Below are 16,536 nucleotides of genomic sequence, written 5' to 3'. Positions count from 1 at the left end.
CATGCCCTCCGTGACACCCACCGCGGCCGACCGGCTGCGCCCCCACCTGGACCAGGCGCTCGGCGGGGAACCGCCGCTGCGGGTGCGGCTGTGGGACGGGAGCGAGCTGGGCTCGGGCGACGGCCCGCTGGTGGTCGTACGGCGGCGGCGGGCGCTGCGGCGGCTGGTCTGGCAGCCCGGCGAGCTGGGCCTCGCGGAGGCGTACGTGGCCGGGGAGATCGACGTCGAGGGCGATGTCGGGGAGGCGCTGCGCACGGTGTGGGCGGCCATCCGGCAGCAGAAGCTGCGGCCCGCCCGGCTGTCGGCGGCCGACCGGGCACGCGCGCTGGCGGCGGCGGTACGGATCGGCGCGATCGGGCCGCGCCCCGCGCCGCCGGGGGCGCCGGCGCGGCTGAGCGGACGCCTGCACAGCAAGGACCGCGACCGGGCCGCGATCCACCACCACTACGACCTGTCGAACGACTTCTACGCGCTGCTGCTCGACGAGACGATGGCGTACTCCTGCGGTTGGTGGACCAGCGACGCCCCCGACTACACGTCCGCCGACGCGCAGCGCGACAAACTCGACCTGATCTGCACGCGGTTGGGACTCGGGCCCGGGGCCCGGCTGCTCGACATCGGCTGCGGCTGGGGCTCGTTGACCCTGCACGCCGCCGAGCGGTACGGCGCCCGCGTCACCGCCGTCACCCTCGCGGCCGAGCAAGCGGCGTACGTACGACAGGAGGTGAAGGCGCGCGGGCTCAGCGACCTGGTCGACGTGGAGTGCCGCGACTACCGCGACATCCGGGGCGGCGGCTACGACGCCGTGGCCACCATCGAGATGGGCGAGCACGTCGGCGACGCCGAGTACCCGGCCTTCGCCGCGGCCCTGCACGACCGGCTCAGGCCGGGCGGCCGGGTGATGGTCCAGCAGATGTCACGCGGCCGGAACGCGCCGGGCGGCGGCGCCTTCATCGAGACCTACATCGCCGCCGACATGCACATGCGCCCGCTCGGCGAGACCGTCGGCCTGCTCGAACAGGCCGGTCTCGAAGTGCGGTCCGTCACCGCGATGCGCGAGCACTACGTCCGCACCATCCTGGCCTGGCACCGCACGCTGGAGGACCGCTGGGCCGAATTCGTCGCCCTCGTCGGCGAGGAGACCGCCCGCGTGTGGCGGCTCTACCTCAACGGCAGCGCCCTGTCCTTCGGGGAGAACCGCATGGGCGTCGACCAGATCCTCGCCTGCCGCCCGCCCGCACCCGAGGACGCGGCCTGAACCGATCCCGGCGAACGCGGTCCCGAAACGTCTCCGGGAGCGTATTCCTGAACGTATTCGGTGCACGGCGGGCCTCACCCACGCACTGGCGCACGGCCTGCGGACGGGCGAGGCGGACGGCGACCGCGACGGGCTGATCACGCTCGGCGAGTTGTACGCGTACGTACGCGACCGGGTGCGGGAGGCCGCCGACGTCCACGGCGAACTCCTCATCGCCTGGTGCGACCGCCCCGCCGCGTCCTCCGGCCACCGCCAGGAGCACCCTCACCACCACCTCGCCGTACCGGAGTTGGAGCTGCCCGACGTCCCGGACGCAGCCGGCACCGTCTGTGGCGGCGGTGAACGGCGTCCGCAAAGCGTTCTGAGAGCGCGTACGAGGGCCCGCGTTCAAGAAACGTACGCGCCTCGGCGGCCCGAGGTCGTAGCCTCCGTTCATGGCCGAGATCTGGGATGAACAGGAGCTGATCGGCGAGGGATTCGAGCGGGTCTTTGCCGAATTGGACCGATACGACGCCCCGATTTTCGGCCTCGCCGAGGTCGAAGGGGAGCCGCACTACTTCCGGCTCGTGTACGAGGACACCTACGCCGTGTGGCCCGTCGGCGCCGCCCAACTCGCCCTGGAGCGCGAGCGGTGGGCCCTCTTCGCGGCCTGGCACGCCCGCTACGAGGCCGGTACGGCCGAGCCCGACACCCACCCCGGCACGGGCGGCGTCGACGCCCGCTACGACGAACTCACCGCGCTGCTCCTCCCCCACCGCGACACCCCCGCCGAGCCGCGCGTCCTGACCGCCCAGTGGCGCTCCACCCCCGGCCCCCGCTACCGCCCCGACGGCGTCGACTACCGCGTCAGATGGCGGCCCGCCGACTGAACCGGATACGGCGTCTCCCGGCTCTCCGTCTGCAACGCCCTGTGCCACTCCCCCATCTCCTCGGCCAATTGCCCGTGCCGGGCCAGCACCGGAGTCGGGACCTTCCCCGTATTGCGCTCCAGCCAGCGCACCAAGTGCGTACGGATGTAATCGCGGTCGTACGTGCGGTGCCGCTCGTAGAACTCGGCCTCCGCCGACGACAGTTCGAACCTGGTCGACACCGCCAGGCCGTAATCCGCGAAGTACAGGCGGTGGCCGTCGGTCAGGATATTCTCGAAGTGCGCGTCGAAATGCAGCAGTTCGCGGTCGTTCATGAAATCCGCGCCGTCCAGCAGCTCGCGCTCGATCCACTCGCAGACGCGTTCCGTCGTCTCCTCGTCCGCCTCCGCGAGACGGTTCCGCAGCCAATTCTGCAAATTCTGCGGGATGTACTCCATGAAGACCACCGCGCTCGCCGTCGCGTCCCGCACACCCTCGATGCGGCGCCTCATTCCGGGGCTGCCGCCCCAGTACGCCACCGCCGCCTCCACGTCGGCCAGCTCCTTCGGCAGGGGCCTTCCCGTGCTCGGCAGCACCCGCCAGTGATACGTCATGGGGAAGCCGTCGTGCTCTCCCGCCAGGACCCAGTTCGTCGTCATGGCATGGACGGCCAGTTCGCGCCAGGCGCCGAAGCCGGGGGTGGCGATGCCGTAGTGGCAGAACGCCGGGAGGTCGAATACGTTCGCCGTCGAGTGGGTGTTCTCCGGGCGCCTTTCGAGGTCGGTGAGGCGGATCTCCTTCACGAAGACGGGGGTTCCCGCGAGGAGCACCTTTGAGGTCTGTCCGCCGATGCCTTCTCCGAGGGGTTCCCCCCTTTCCACGAGCTCGCGCAGTTCCGCGTCACTTCTCAGCGCCAGCTCTGTCGCCACTTCCCCGTAAACCGCGGTCCGCTGCTTCACGTCCTGTCCTTCCTCCGTCCTGTCTTTCCCGCCCGCCCACCCGTGCGGGTGCTTTCTTCGTCTGCGGGTGCCGCTTGTGCCTGGTCGGTCCCGGCCCGGGGCACCTCCTCGGGCGACGAACGTGCACCCACTTCGAAAACGTCCAGCCCCTTGCCTGTTCGTCCCCCTGCGGGGGCACCCCGCACCGTCCCCTCCGGTCCGCCGGCGCCCGCCTGTCCGCTGTGGCTGGGGGGGGGGAGGGGGTGGGAGGGGGGCCGGGCCCTGCACCACCCGACCTCCGGCCGGGCGGCCGACAGGGGGTGGGCCCTGCGCCACCCGACGTCCAGCCGGAGTGGGCGGGGGTGCGGGTGCTGGGGAGTGGGGGGTGGCAGGGGCTTCGTTGGGCTGTTGGAGGAAGGGCCCGAGCATTCCGACTCACCGGGAGGGGCACCGGCGCAGGGCGGCCCGCCGAAAAGAACCCCCTCCCCGGCAACCCCAACCGGACCGTCGGACGCCGACGGACCGGGAGGGGACGGGCCGGGGTGCCCCCGCAGAAATGCGGTGACAAGAAGGGTGCCGAATAAGCAAAGGCCAGGTAGCCGCATTTCGAGGAGGTGCCCCGGACCGGCACCGACCCAGGCACAAGCGGCACCCGCAGACGACAAAACACCCGCACGGGTGGGCGGGCGGGAAAGACAAGACAACGAGCCCTAAACAGAGTCGCGTTGAATCAGCTCAGTGGCCAGAACGACATGGCGTCGCACCGAATCCCGCTCAGCGATCTCCTCCAGAAGCACCCGCGCCATCGTGCGCCCCATCTCCTCCGTCGGCTGCCGAACACTGGTGAGCGCCGGATCCATGTGGCGCGCGATGGCCGAGTCCTCGAAACCGACGAGCGCGACATCGGTCGGCACAATCCGCCCCGACTCGCGCAGCACCTGCCGCGCGCCGGCCGCCATGAGGTCGGAGGCGGCGAAAACGGCGTCGATGTCCGGCCGCCGCGCGAGCAGCTCGCGCATGGCCCGCCGCCCGCCCTCCTCGGTGAAGTCGCCCCGGGCGACGAGCTCCGAGCCCGAGGAGCCCCCCGAGGAACCCCCGGGGGAAACCCCCGCCGCCTCCACGGCCTGCCGATACCCGTCGAGGCGACAGCGGGCCACGTACATGTCCGGCGGCCCGGTGATCGTCGCGACGGCCCGCCGCCCGCGGGCGAAGAGGTGGGCGACGGCGGCACGCGCGCCGCCGACGTTGTCGGCGTCCACGTACGAGACGGATTCCAGGTCACTGCGCCGCCCGTTCAGAACGGCGGGCATGTCGAGCTGTTCGAGAAGGTCGGGCAGCGGATCGTCCTCGTGGACGGAGACCAGCAGGACGCCGTCCACGCGGTGCGCGGCCAGGTACTGGCCGAAACGGGCCCGCTCCTTGGGCGTTCGGATCAGCGTGAGCAGGAGCTGCATGTCGGTGTCGGCCAGCTCCGCCCCGATCCCCCGGATGATGTCGGAGAAGTACGGCTCGGCGAAGAGCCGCGTCTCCGGCTCGGGGATGACCAGAGCGATCGCGTCGGTGCGATTTCCGGCCAGCGCGCGGGCCGCGCGGTTGGGCACGTACCCCAGTTCGGCGATGGCGGCCTCGACCGCGGCCTTCGCGCGGTCGCTGACCCGCGGCGACCCGTTGATGACGCGCGAGACCGTGCCGCGTCCCACCCCGGCGCGTACAGCCACCTCTTCCAGGGTGGGCCGTCCGCTGTGCCGCCCGTTCATGGCCACTTCCGCCTCCTGTGCTCCACTGTCGCGCCACCTTAGCGCCCGGCCCGCTCTGGACAGCAGGATCTCTTGAGAGCGCTCCCACGCTGTGTTCACCGTACCCGCCCCACGGCGTCCGATCCGTTCAAGAAGTGACCATCGGTCCGGTCCGGACACGTTCCGGCAACGAAATCGACTTCACATCTTGACACTGACCCCTCCGAGGCCGGATTGTTCCGGCAAGCTTAGTGGGAGCGCTCCCACACCCTCACTCGCACCACCGCACGCCAGACCCACCCTGACAAGGAGAGTGGAATGCGCACTTCCGGCAGAACCCGCAAGGCCGCAGTCATCGCGGTCGCGGGTCTCGCGACCTGCGCGACCCTGATCACCGGATGCAGCAGCGACAGCAAGAGCAAGGACTCGGGCAACGGGAGCACCGCCTCCTCGACCGAGAAGATCACGCTGCACGTCGGTGACTTCGGATCGTTCGGCTACGACGACAAGACGGGCGCGGCCCTCTTCTCCGAGTACCACAAGCTGCACCCCAACATCACGATCGTCGAGGACAACGTCGCCGACGGGCAGCAGTACTGGGACGCCCTGAAGCTCCACCTGTCCCAGGGCAGCGGCCTCTCCGACATCCAGGCCATCGAGATCGGCTACATCGCCGAGGCCACCGGCCCGACGCTGGCGTCGAAGTTCGTGGACCTGGGCAAGGCCAAGGGCGTCAACGTCGGCGACTGGCTGGACTACAAGGAGAAGCAGGCCACCACCACCGACGGTTCGGTGATCGGCCTGGGCACCGACATCGGCCCGATGGCGGTCTGCTACCGCAAGGACCTCTTCAAAGCCGCGGGTCTGCCCGACGACCGCGAGGCGGTCGCGGCCAAGTGGGCCGGTGACTGGTCGAAGTTCCTGGCCGTCGGCAAGGAGTTCAAGGCGAATGCGCCCTCGGGTGTGGCCTTCACCGACTCCGGCAGCGGCCTGTTCAACGCGGTGGTCTCCAGCCAGACCACGCAGTACTCCGACGCGTCCGGCAAGCTGATCTACGACACCAGCCCCGGTGTGAAGACGGCGTGGGACCTGGCGACCGAGGCCGTCAAGGACGGACTGACCGACAAGCTGCGGCAGTTCGACGCCAACACCTGGAACGCGGCGTTCAAGAACTCCAAGTTCGCGACCGTGGCCTGCCCGAGCTGGATGATCGGCATCATCAAGGACTCGGCCGGCCCCGCCAACCAGGGCAAGTGGGACATCGCCGCGCCGCCGCAGGCCGGTAACTGGGGCGGTTCCTTCCTGTCGGTGCCCAAGGCCGGCAAGCACATAGCGGAGGCGACCGCGCTGGCCGCCTGGCTGACCGCGCCCGCCCAGCAGGCGAAGGTCTTCGCGAAGAACGGCAACATCCCGTCGACCAAGGCGGGTCTCGCCGACCCGGCCGTGCAGAACGCGACGAACCCGTACTTCGGTGACACCCCCGTCGGCAAGATCTACTCGGCCACCGCGGAGAGCATCCAGCCCGCGCCCATCGGCCAGTACGACGGTCAGGTGAAGACCTTCATCACCGACAACGGAATCCTCGACATGGAGCAGCACGGCACCTCGGCCGACAAGGCGTGGTCGAACGTGAAGGCGCTGGTCAAGGACAAGATCGACCAGTAGCGCGGACGGGGCCGCCCGGCAGTGTCTCCCACCTGCCGGGCGGCCCGCACCTCGTCTCCCCGCACCTCGTACCGCCCCCGCATCCGCGGCCGGACCACCCCGGACGACCGCGGCCCTCCTCCAGTCACCGCACAACCCTCGCCCGAACCCCTACGGGAAGGACGCCACTCGTGGCCACCTCCGTCAGGGCGACGTCCGACGGCAGTCCTCCGTCGTCCCGGCCCGCCGCCCCCCGCTCGCCCGGCAAGGGCGCCCACCGCCCCCCGGGCTGGCGTTCCAGGCTGTACCGGCTGGACACCAAGGCGTCGCCGTACGCGTACATCGCCCCGTTCTTCATCTGCTTCGCGGCCTTCGGCCTCTTTCCGCTGATCTACACCGGCTACCTCTCCTTCAACCAGGTGCAGCTCGGCGGCGACGCCAGTTGGGTCGGTTTCCGGAACTACACCCGCCTGTGGGACAGCGAGTTCTTCTGGAACGCGCTGCGCAACACCTTCTCGCTCGCGGTGATCTCGACCGTGCCGCAGCTCCTGATGGCGCTCGGCCTCGCGCACCTGCTGAACTTCAAGCTCAGGGCGCGCGGCTTCTTCCGGGTCGCGGTGCTCGCGCCGTACGCCACCTCGATCGCGGCGGCGTCGCTGGTCTTCGTCCAGCTCTTCAATCCCGACTACGGGATGGTCAACCAGATCCTCGCCCACTTCGGGGTGCACAACCTCGACTGGCAGTCGTCCAAGTGGCCCGCGCAGATCGCCATTTCGGCGATCGTGACCTGGCGCTGGACCGGCTACAACGCGCTGATCTACCTGGCCGCGATGCAGGCCGTGCCGTCCGACCTGTACGAGGCGGCGGCGCTCGACGGGGCCTCGCGCTGGCGGCAGTTCATCAGCGTCACGATCCCCTCGATCCGGCCGACGATTCTCTTCACCATCGTGGTCTCGACGATCGGCGCCACACAGCTCTTCGGTGAGCCGCTGATCTACGGCGGCGGAGTCGGCGTCAGCGGCGGCTCCGCGCATCAGTACCAGACGCTGAGCCTCTACATGTACGAGAAGGGCTGGGCGACCGGCGCGCTGGGCCAGGCCTCCGCCGTGGCCTGGGTGATGCTGCTGATCCTGCTGCTCATCGGCGCCGTCCAACTGTTGATCGTGCGGGCCAACCGCCGGAAGCTCGGGGGCTGACCTCATGGCACAGACAACCGAAACGCAAGCGTTCGGGGCCGCGCCGTCGCGGCGGTCCGCCGCCGTACCGCCGCCCAAGCCCCCGCGTCGCCGGTTCCTGCGCAGGAGCGGGGCGGGCAAGCAGGAGCACGCGGGCCCGGTCGCGTACGTCATCCTCGTCGTCGCGGCGCTGATCTCGCTGTTCCCGCTGTACTGGACGGTGGTGGCGGCGTCGCGCACGGACGCCGAGATCGTCACGCCGCCGATGCCGCTGCTGCCCGGCAGCCATCTGATCGACAACCTGCACATCGTGTGGGACCAGGTCGACATGGGCAAGGCCCTGATCAACTCCACGATCGTGGCGGGCTTCGTGTCGTTCAGCACGGTGATGTTCGCGACGCTCGCCGGATTCGCCTTCGCCAAGCTCCAGTTCCGCGGCCGTAACGCGCTGCTGATGCTGGTGGTCGCGACGATGACGATCCCGCCGCAGCTCAGCGTGATCCCGCTCTACCAGATCATCACCAACCTGGGCTGGGTCGGGCACATCCAGTCCGTCATCCTGCCGTCGCTGGTGGCCGCCTTCGGCGTGTTCTTCATGCGGCAGTTCCTGTCCGAGGCGCTGCCGATCGAACTGGTCGAGGCGGCGCGGGTGGACGGCGCGCACAGCCTGCGGATCATCTGGCACGTGGTGTTCCCGGTGGCGCGGCCCGCGATGGCCGTGCTGGGAATGCTGGTGTTCGTGCAGTCGTGGAACGACTTCTTCTGGCCGTTCATCGCGCTCAACCAGCAGAACCCGACGGTTCAGGTCGCGCTGGCCGGTCTGGGTTCCGGTGACCACACCATCGACCACTCGATCGTGGTGACGGGCGCGCTGGTCGCCACGCTGCCGCTGCTGCTGGTCTTCGCGGTCCTCGGCAAGCACATCGTCGGCGGCATCACGGCAGGTGCCGTCAAGAGCTGAACCCTTCGTGAACTCCCCCATGCCTCCCCTGAACTCCCCCTGAGCACCGTCCTGTTGGCCCCCTCCCCCGCTTACCCCTGATTCCCCTGGAGTCCCCCGTTATGACCGCTGTCCGCTCCGAGAGCGCCGAGAGCGCCAATGTCTCGGCCTCGCTCCGCTTTCCCCCCGGCTTCGTCTGGGGGGCGGCCACCGCCGCCTACCAGATCGAGGGCGCCGCGGCCGAGGACGGCCGCACCCCCTCGATCTGGGACACCTTCAGCCACACGCCCGGCCGCGTCCACAACGGGGACACGGGTGACATCGCGGCCGACCACTACCACCGCTTCCGCGACGACGTCGCGCTCATGTCCGACCTGGGCCTGGGCGCGTACCGGTTCTCCGTCTCCTGGTCGCGCGTGCAGCCGACCGGGCGCGGCCCGGCCGTCCAGCGCGGCCTCGACTTCTACCGCTCGCTCACCGACGAACTGCTCGACCGCGGCATCACGCCGGTGGCCACCCTCTACCACTGGGACCTCCCGCAGGATCTGGAGGACGTCGGCGGCTGGACGGTACGCGACACCGCCGAGCGGTTCGCCGACTACGCGGCGCTGGTGGCCGGTGCGATCGGCGACCGGGTGCCGTACTGGACGACCCTCAACGAGCCCTGGTGCTCGGCCTTCCTCGGCTACGGCTCCGGCGTGCACGCGCCGGGCCGCACCGAGCCGGAGTCGGCGCTGCGGGCCGTCCACCACCTCAACCTCGCGCACGGCAAGGCGATCGGGGCCCTGCGCTCCGCGCTGCCCGCCGCCGCGCAGACCTCGATCACCCTCAATCTGCACCAGATCCGCCCGCTGACCACCTCACCGGGCGACCTCGACGCGGCCCGCCGGATCGACGCGGTCGGCAACCGGGTCTTCCTCGGCCCGATCCTCGGCGGCGACTACCCGGCCGATCTCCTCGCGGACACCGCCCACTTGGTGGACTGGGAGTCGCTGGTACGGGAGGGCGACCTCGCGGAGATCTCCCGGCCGATCGACCTGCTGGGCATCAACTACTACACGCCGACGCTGGTTTCGGACGGCAAGCAGCGCGCCGACGGACCCGACGTGCCCCGCAACGACGGGCACGGCGCCAGCGACCACTCGCCGTGGCCCGGCTCCGAGCACGTCGCCTTCCACCTGCCGCCCGGCGAGACCACCGCGATGCGCTGGGCGGTGGACGCCACCGGTCTGTACGACCTGATCCACCGGGTGGCGCGCGAGCACCCGGGGCTGCCGATGATGGTCACCGAGAACGGCGCCGCCTACGACGACTACATCTCGCCCGAGGGCACGGTCAACGACCCGGAGCGGATCGCGTATCTGCGCAGCCACCTGGCGGCGATCCACCGCACGATCGCCGACGGCGTGGACGTACGCGGCTACTTCCTGTGGTCGCTGATGGACAACTTCGAGTGGGCGTACGGCTACAGCAAGCGTTTCGGCGCGGTCTACGTCGACTTCGGCACACAGCGCCGCATCCCCAAGCAGAGCGCCCACTGGTACGCGGCCGTCGCCCGCGAGAACGTCCTTCAGGGAGTCGCGGAGGAGGACGGGGCTTCCTGAGGGAACGGAAAAGGAGCGGTACGGACAGCTCGAGGGTGCTGTCCGTACCGCTCCGCGCTCCTCTCCCGTGGGGGTGGGAGAGGCACGGTTCAGGGGGCGTTCACAGGTGACGTGCCGTCAGCCGGTGTACGCGGCGAACGCCTTGGAGAAGGCGCCCGCGCTCTGCACGATCGAGCTGCACGAGGCGTCGGCCCAGCTCTGCGCGCCGCCCGCGCACTGCTTGTCGCGGGTCGCGGACCACATCGACAGCCACGCCAGGCCCTTGGACTTGGCGAAGGTCACCAACTGCGTGGCGTCCTCGACGGTGAAGATCTCGGTGGCGACGTCGTTGACGCCGATCATCGGCGTCACCGCGATCTTCTTCCACGCGGCGGCGTCGGAGATCCCGAGCACGCTCTTGACCTGCGCCTGCGTGGCGGTCGCGCCGTCGATCGCGTACTGGCCCATGTCGCCGCTGAACGAGGAACCGTAGTCCATCGCCATGATGTTGACGGCGTGGATGTCCACCCCGTTGCTCTTGGCGTTGCTCAGCAGATTGATGCCGTCCTGCGTGAGCCCGGTCGGCATCGCGGGCAGCGTGTACGAGACCTCGAGTCCGCTGTGGCTCTTCTGGAGTTGGGCGATGGCCTGCGCGCGGCGGGTGTTGGCCGCGGTGTCCGGCAGCGCGCCGCCCTCCACGTCGAAGTCGACCTTCGTGAGCTTGAACTGGTCGATGGCCTTGCCGTACGCCGCCGCCAGGTCCGACGCCGAGGAGCACGCCGAGGCCAGCTCCGTACCGTTGGCGCCGCCGAACGATACGCGTACGTCGCCGCCGGCCGCCCGCAGCGCGCCGATCTGCGCGGCCACCGCGTCACCGCCCAGGTCGGTGACGCCGCCCCACTTGGGGACGCAGCCGCCGCCGGACACGAGGAAGGCGAGGTTGAACTCCTTGACGCCGTTGGCCTTCGACGCGGCGACGAGGTCGTACGCCGGGTAGAGGGAGGTGTCGACGTAGGGGGCGAAGCCGCTGGACGCGGTGGTGCCGCCGCCGCCCGAGGTCGGGGTCGGGGTCGGGGTGGCGGTGGGCGTCGGGCTCTGGGTGGGGGTCTGCGTCGGGGTCGCCGTGGGGGTCGCGGTCTGCGTCGGGTGGCCCGTCGGGGTCTGCGTGGGGCCGTCGGAGACCGAGCACTTCGCGTTGTTGATCAGGCAGTTGACGGGGTCGCCCGCCGCGCCGGACGCGCTCGTCACGAAGCCGACGTCGACTTTGCCGCCGGGGGCGATCGTGCCGTTCCAGCTCTCCGCGGTGACGGTGACCGTCTGGCCCGACACCTGGTAACTGCCGTTCCACAGCGAGCTGATCTTCGTTCCCGCAGGCAGGTCGAACTTCAGCGTCCAGCCGGTGAGGGCGCTGCTCGCGGAGTTCGTGATCTCGTACTGGCCGGTGTAACCGCCGTCCCACCCGCTGGTCTTGGAGTACACCGCCCCGACCGACGCGGCACTCGCCGATCCCGCCAGTGCGAAGGCGCCTCCGGCTACGGCGGCGACGGCGGTGAGGCCGCCTATCAGTTGGACCTTCCGGCTGGGGCGACGGCGGTGCGTTGTTGCCATGTTCGAGCCTGCCTCTTGGGGGTGGGGGGAGGGGGACGCGTTGGCACGCTAGCGCGCGGAGGGGGGACAAATTGGCTGGTCCGGGCTGCGGACGGGGTTCTTATGGCGCGCTTAAGGCGGCGCAAGGGAGCCGTTAAAGGTGGGGCCTCACCGTCGGCGGGGCTCGTCGCCCCCAGCCAGCGCGGGGAGGTGCCCCCACAGACGCCGGACGGGCTGAATCCTGGCTTCCGGCACACGCGCCGGGCGCGCTGCGGGCTCAGCGGTGGCGGTTGAGGGGGGTGCGGCGGTGGGTGGGGTGGGGGGTGGTGGTGTGGGGGGAGAGGGCGAGCCAGAGGCGGATCTCGGCGCCGCCGAGGACGCTGCGGCCGACGGCGAGGTCGCCGCCTGTGGATTCGGCGACGCGGCGGACGATGTCGAGGCCGAGGCCGGTGGAGCCCTGGCCGCCCGCGCCGTGGCCGCGGCGCAGGGCGGCGGCCGGGTCGGCGACGCCGGGTCCGGCGTCGGAGACGAGGACGATGACAGCGTCGTCGCCGCGGTGGACGTCGACGGCGAAGGCGGTGCCCTCCGGGGTGTGGCGGAAGACGTTGCCGAGCATGGCGTCGAGGGCGGCGGCCAGTTCGGCGCGGGCGACGGGGACCCGTACCGGCCGGTCGGCCCCCGCGGAGCGGACCTCGCGGCCCTCGTCCTCGGCGAGCGCGGACCAGAAGGCCATCCGTTCGCGGATGACCTCGGCGGCGTCGCACCCGGCGGCGCCGGTCGCGGTGTGGGCGCCGCGCTGTTCGCGGGCGGCGCGGATGATCTGGTCGACCTCGCGTTCGAGCTGGGCGACGGCCGCGCGGGTCTGGTCGGCGGCCGGACCTTCGCCGAGGGACGCGGTGTTGAGCCGCAGCACGGTGAGCGGAGTGCGCAGCCGGTGCGAGAGATCGGCCGCCAACTCCCTTTCGCTGGCGAGGAGTTCGACCACCTGGTCGGCCATGGCGTTGAACGCGGCGGCGGCGGACCGCAGTTCGCTGGGACCGGCCTCGGGAACCCGTACCGCCAGGTCGCCTTCGCCGAGGCGCTGCGCGGCGCCCGCGAGCCGGGCGGCGGGGCGGACCATCCGGGTGCCGAGCCGGTCGGCGATGGCGACCGACCCGACGATCAGGCCGATTCCGACGGCGGCCAGCACCAGCCAGGCGGTGGGGACACCGCGGTTGATGTCGTCGTCGGGCACGAACACCTCGACGACCGCGACCGTCCCCGAGCTGACGGCGGTCGGCTGGAGCAGCGCGTATCCGCCGGGGACGCGTACGGTCGCGGCCTCGCCGTACGCCGAGGCGGTGTGCAGTGCGGCGTCGGTGGCGTGCGGGGTGCCGATGCCGACGGCCGGGGACTGCGCGGTGGCCGGGATGCGCAGCGCGATCCGGGACTCGGCGCCCGCCTGGGTGCTGGCGATGGCGCGTTCCAGCTCACCCCGGTCGGTGGTGATGGCCAGGGCGGGCCCGATCGCGGCGGCCTGGCGTTCGGCGTTGGTGAGCGCGCGGTCGCGGGCCAGTTCCTTGACGACCAGGCCGAGCGGTACGGCGAAGGCGATGACGACCATCGCCGTCACCGCCAGGCTCACCTTGATCAGCGCCCATCTCATGACGGCGGCGCCGCGGGGGCGGCCGGTATCGCGGTGGGCGGCAGGGCGGCGGGCGGTTCGAGTTTGACGCCGACGCCACGCAGGGTGTGCAGATAGCGCGGACTGGCCGCGGTCTCGCCGAGCTTGCGGCGCAGCCACGACAGGTGGACGTCGATGGTCTGGTCGTCGCCGTACGACTGCTGCCAGACCTCGGCGAGCAGTTCGCGGCGGGCGACGACGACGCCGGGCCGGGCGGCGAGGAAGGCCAGCAGGTCGAATTCGCGGCGGGTCAGGTCGAGGACGGCGCCGTCCAGGACCGCTTGGCGGCGGCGTACGTCGATGTGCAGGCCGCCGACGTGGATCAGGGCGTCCGCGGTGGGCGCGGCGGACCGGCTGCGGGCGCGCCGCAGGACGGCGGAGAGCCGCGCCGACAGGTGCTCGACGGAGAACGGCTTGATCAGGTAGTCGTCGGCCCCGGCGTTGAGCAGCCGTACGACCTCGGCCTCGTCGTCCCGCGCGGTCGCGATGATCACCGGTACGTCGCTGAGGCCGCGCAGCATCTTCAGGGCCTCGGACCCGTCGAGGTCGGGCAGGCCGAGGTCGAGGATGACCACGTCGAAGCCGACCTGCGCGACCTCCCGCAACGCCTCAAGAGCCGTCCCCACGCTGCGTACCGTGTGGGACGCCTCGGTGAGGTGCCGAATGAGGGCGGACCGCACGAACTGGTCGTCCTCGACCACGAGCACACTTGCCATGCGCCGCAACCTAGCCCATCCGGGGGACCGGGCACCGGCCCGCCCGACGATCCGAGGTGCGTACGGGGTGCGGACGGGGGTGCGTAAAGGGGCGCATCGGACGCGCGGCGGGGCGGGCGGCCTCGCGGACGGCGATGCTTCGGCCAGCCGCTGGGCACGGTGCCGAATCCGGTGCCGAACCCGGTGTTGAGCCGGACGCTGAGCCGGGCGTTCCGGTACGTGTTCCGGGCGGCGGGCGGGTGCGGCAGTATGGCGCGCGTGCACAGAGGACTGTTCCATGTCGGCGCCTGGGCGCTGGCGACCGCGGCGGCCGTGACCTTGTCGTGGTTCGGCGTGCACTCGGTGCTGCGCACGGCGTACGACCCGCCGCGCGCCCTGCCGATCTCGGACGGGGACCCGCCGGTCGTGTCCTCCACGCACCGCCCGAAGCCGACGCCGCCCGCGACGCCGACCGCCACGCACACCAGGGCGACGGCCCCGCCCCCGGTCACCGGCAAGGCCAAGGTGCCGCCGAAGACGCCGCCGGGCACGCCGAAGGCGACCGCCACGGCGAGCGGCGACACCGGCCATGTGCACAGCTACACCGTGGAGGGCGGCCGGGTCGCCCTCGACCTGGGCCCCGACTCGGCGTCGCTGGTCTCCGCGACGCCCAATCCGGGCTGGCAGATGCAGGTCTGGACGCAGGACGGCTGGCTGCGGGTGACCTTCACCGAGACCTCCGGCAGCGGCTCGTCCTCCGTCTTCTGCACCTGGAACGGCCACGCGCCGACGGTCCAGGCCTTCGAGGACTGACGCCCGGCCCGCCGCTACGGGGCAGGCCGCGGGCTTACGTGAAGACGCCGGGCGGTGGCGCCGGAGAGTCGGCGGCCGTGGCGTCCGTGACGACGGGCGCGCCGCCCGCGAAGTCCGCCAGCCCGCGGCCGTGTTCGACCCGGCCGGGGTGCGGGTCGGTGGCGACCCTGCGGGTCAGTTCGGCGACCGGCAGCGGGTGGTCGGCGGCGTAGAGGATGAGATTGCCGAATCTCTTGCCGCGCAGCACGGCGGGGTCCGCGGCCAGGCAGACCTCGGCGAAGGCGGCCCGTACGGTAGCGATCTGCGCGCGCAGGAAGTCCAGCCGCCCGCCGTCGGCGAGGTTGGCGGCGTAGTGCCCGTCGGGGCGCAGCACCCGGCGGACCTCGGTGAGGAATTCGGCGCTGGTGAGGTGGGCGGGGGTGCGGGCGCCGCCGAAGACGTCGGCGATGACCAGGTCGGCCCAGCCGTCGGGCAGTTTGGCCAGTCCCGCGCGGGCGTCGCCGCCGCGTACCTTGATCCGCCAGCCGCGGTCCCAGGGCAGTTCGGCGCGGACCAACTCGACCAGCGCGGTGTCCAGTTCCACGACCTGCTGGGTGGAGCGCGGCCGGGTGTGCGCGGTGTAGCGGGCCAGCGTCAGGGCACCCCCGCCCAGGTGCAGGACCTGCAACGGGCGGCCGGGCGGCGCGGCCAGGTCGATCAGGTGGCCGAGCCTGCGCTGGTAGGAGAAGTCCAGGTGCGCGGGGTCCGCGAGGTCCACATGCGACTGCGGGGCGCCGTCGATCAGCAGCGTCCAGCCGCCGGGGCGCGCCCGGTCGGGCACGAGTGCGGCGAGTCCGCCGCCCACCTGTGCCTCGACCGTGTCCGGGGTACGCGCCCTGCCGCCGCTCTGCCGCTTGCCTGCCATCCCCCGATTATCGGGGACGGCCGGCGGCCGGGCGGGTCAGGGGCGGGGAGGCCGGAGGGGCCGTGCGTGATCCGCTGGACAGGCCCTAGCGGTACCCCGGGGTCGCGTCCGCGGTCCGCAGGGCCGACTCGGCCGGGCGGTGGTAATCCGCGGAGGGGCAGAAGCCGTCGGCCAGCTCGATGGTGCGGGCCGCCATGCCGAGGGCCGCGCGCAGTACGGCCGGGTCGGTGACGACCGTGTCGGTGTGCGGCGGCACCAGCCAGCCGGTGTCCTCGACGGGCGGCTCGTCACCGATGACCAGACCGCGGCCGTCGGTGCTGGTACACGAGCTGCCGGGGACGTCCCAGCAGTCCGCGGTGCCGGGCGGGACGAGGAAGCCGAGGCTGTGCCCGGAGTTGTCGTGCAGTACGGGACCGACTCCGCTGCTCAGCCGCAGGATGTCGACCGCTTCCAGACCCTGCCTGGTCGGCACGGTGACCAGGTCGCACGGCGGCGGCAGTTGGCTGCTCTCCGTGCTCGGACCCGACGTGTGTGACCCGCTGGTGTCCAACAAGGCAACTCTCCTCACGCTCACGATGGGATCGGCACCACACCCGTATCAACGCGCCCCGGCGTCAACGGCTACGCGTGAATGACGCCGTAAGGGGTGGCGTTTCATGGCGGATAGCGCGTGAGATATCCGTTTTGTAGGCAAATTGAGTATTTCGCGGGCCCGATTCCCCGGTACGGTCGTCCCCGCCGCCGAGCGGCAC

General features: G+C 71.4%; 14 protein-coding genes. 7 read left to right on the top strand and 7 right to left on the bottom strand.

Features of this window, described 5'->3' with window-relative positions:
- Window position 1 precedes the first annotated feature (1 nt).
- Window positions 2-1,258, top strand: a complete 1,257-nt coding sequence (locus tag ABZX65_RS11845) for a cyclopropane-fatty-acyl-phospholipid synthase family protein (RefSeq protein WP_355336950.1) — start codon at window positions 2-4, stop codon at window positions 1,256-1,258.
- 434 nt (window positions 1,259-1,692) lie between these two features.
- Window positions 1,693-2,127 (top strand): hypothetical protein, encoded by a 435-nt coding sequence (locus ABZX65_RS11840; protein ID WP_355336948.1) that lies wholly within the window; start codon window positions 1,693-1,695, stop codon window positions 2,125-2,127.
- On the opposite strand, the gene ABZX65_RS11835 is transcribed toward ABZX65_RS11840, so the two are convergent.
- Both ABZX65_RS11835 and ABZX65_RS11830 read right to left on the bottom strand, forming a co-directional pair.
- Window positions 2,097-3,065, bottom strand: a complete 969-nt coding sequence (locus tag ABZX65_RS11835) for a protein kinase family protein (RefSeq protein ID WP_355336946.1) — start codon at window positions 3,063-3,065, stop codon at window positions 2,097-2,099. The two genes, ABZX65_RS11840 and ABZX65_RS11835, sit on opposite strands and share 31 nt — an antisense overlap.
- A 689-nt stretch (window positions 3,066-3,754) precedes the next feature.
- Entirely contained in the window at window positions 3,755-4,801 is a 1,047-nt protein-coding gene (locus ABZX65_RS11830) for a LacI family DNA-binding transcriptional regulator (protein WP_355337218.1), read from the bottom strand.
- A gap of 297 nt (window positions 4,802-5,098) precedes the next feature.
- Here ABZX65_RS11830 and ABZX65_RS11825 point away from each other — a divergent pair, with 297 nt between their 5' ends.
- From ABZX65_RS11825 to ABZX65_RS11810, 4 genes are all read left to right on the top strand, one after another.
- Window positions 5,099-6,445: an ABC transporter substrate-binding protein gene (locus ABZX65_RS11825; RefSeq protein WP_355336944.1), complete on the top strand. Its 1,347-nt coding sequence runs from the start codon at window positions 5,099-5,101 to the stop codon at window positions 6,443-6,445.
- A 170-nt stretch (window positions 6,446-6,615) separates the two neighbouring features.
- Window positions 6,616-7,620: a sugar ABC transporter permease gene (locus tag ABZX65_RS11820; RefSeq protein WP_355336942.1), complete on the top strand. Its 1,005-nt coding sequence runs from the start codon at window positions 6,616-6,618 to the stop codon at window positions 7,618-7,620.
- A 4-nt stretch (window positions 7,621-7,624) separates the two neighbouring features.
- Window positions 7,625-8,560: a carbohydrate ABC transporter permease gene (locus ABZX65_RS11815; RefSeq protein WP_355336940.1), complete on the top strand. Its 936-nt coding sequence runs from the start codon at window positions 7,625-7,627 to the stop codon at window positions 8,558-8,560.
- 101 nt (window positions 8,561-8,661) lie between these two features.
- Window positions 8,662-10,143 carry a beta-glucosidase gene (locus ABZX65_RS11810; protein WP_355336938.1) on the top strand — a complete coding sequence of 494 codons (1,482 nt, stop codon included), beginning with the start codon at window positions 8,662-8,664 and terminating at the stop codon, window positions 10,141-10,143.
- A gap of 117 nt (window positions 10,144-10,260) precedes the next feature.
- Here the strand turns inward: ABZX65_RS11810 and ABZX65_RS11805 are convergent, their stop codons facing one another.
- The 3 genes from ABZX65_RS11805 to ABZX65_RS11795 all read right to left on the bottom strand — a co-directional run bounded on the left by ABZX65_RS11805 (window position 10,261) and on the right by ABZX65_RS11795 (window position 14,088).
- Window positions 10,261-11,730 (bottom strand): cellulose binding domain-containing protein, encoded by a 1,470-nt coding sequence (locus ABZX65_RS11805; protein WP_355336936.1) that lies wholly within the window; start codon window positions 11,728-11,730, stop codon window positions 10,261-10,263.
- A gap of 256 nt (window positions 11,731-11,986) precedes the next feature.
- Window positions 11,987-13,354: a HAMP domain-containing sensor histidine kinase gene (locus tag ABZX65_RS11800; protein WP_355336934.1), complete on the bottom strand. Its 1,368-nt coding sequence runs from the start codon at window positions 13,352-13,354 to the stop codon at window positions 11,987-11,989.
- A complete protein-coding gene (locus ABZX65_RS11795) occupies window positions 13,351-14,088 on the bottom strand; it encodes a response regulator transcription factor (protein ID WP_355336932.1) in 738 nt (245 codons plus the stop codon). Before ABZX65_RS11795 ends, ABZX65_RS11800 begins: the two co-directional genes overlap by 4 nt.
- Window positions 14,089-14,337: 249 nt before the next feature.
- Here ABZX65_RS11795 and ABZX65_RS11790 point away from each other — a divergent pair, with 249 nt between their 5' ends.
- Window positions 14,338-14,880: a hypothetical protein gene (locus ABZX65_RS11790; RefSeq protein ID WP_355336930.1), complete on the top strand. Its 543-nt coding sequence runs from the start codon at window positions 14,338-14,340 to the stop codon at window positions 14,878-14,880.
- Window positions 14,881-14,914: 34 nt separating this feature from the next.
- Here the strand turns inward: ABZX65_RS11790 and ABZX65_RS11785 are convergent, their stop codons facing one another.
- Window positions 14,915-15,784 carry a fused MFS/spermidine synthase gene (locus tag ABZX65_RS11785; protein WP_355336928.1) on the bottom strand — a complete coding sequence of 290 codons (870 nt, stop codon included), beginning with the start codon at window positions 15,782-15,784 and terminating at the stop codon, window positions 14,915-14,917.
- Between the two features lie 85 nt (window positions 15,785-15,869).
- Complete coding sequence (locus ABZX65_RS11780; protein ID WP_355337216.1) at window positions 15,870-16,334, bottom strand: hypothetical protein; 465 nt, start codon at window positions 16,332-16,334, stop codon at window positions 15,870-15,872.
- Window positions 16,335-16,536: the final 202 nt, after the last annotated feature.

The organism is Streptomyces sp. NPDC003300 (assembly GCF_040610915.1).
Lineage (GTDB): Bacteria > Actinomycetota > Actinomycetes > Streptomycetales > Streptomycetaceae > Actinacidiphila.
The sequence above is the reverse complement of the archived record's forward strand: the minus strand, read 5'-3'. Positions and strand labels throughout refer to the sequence as shown.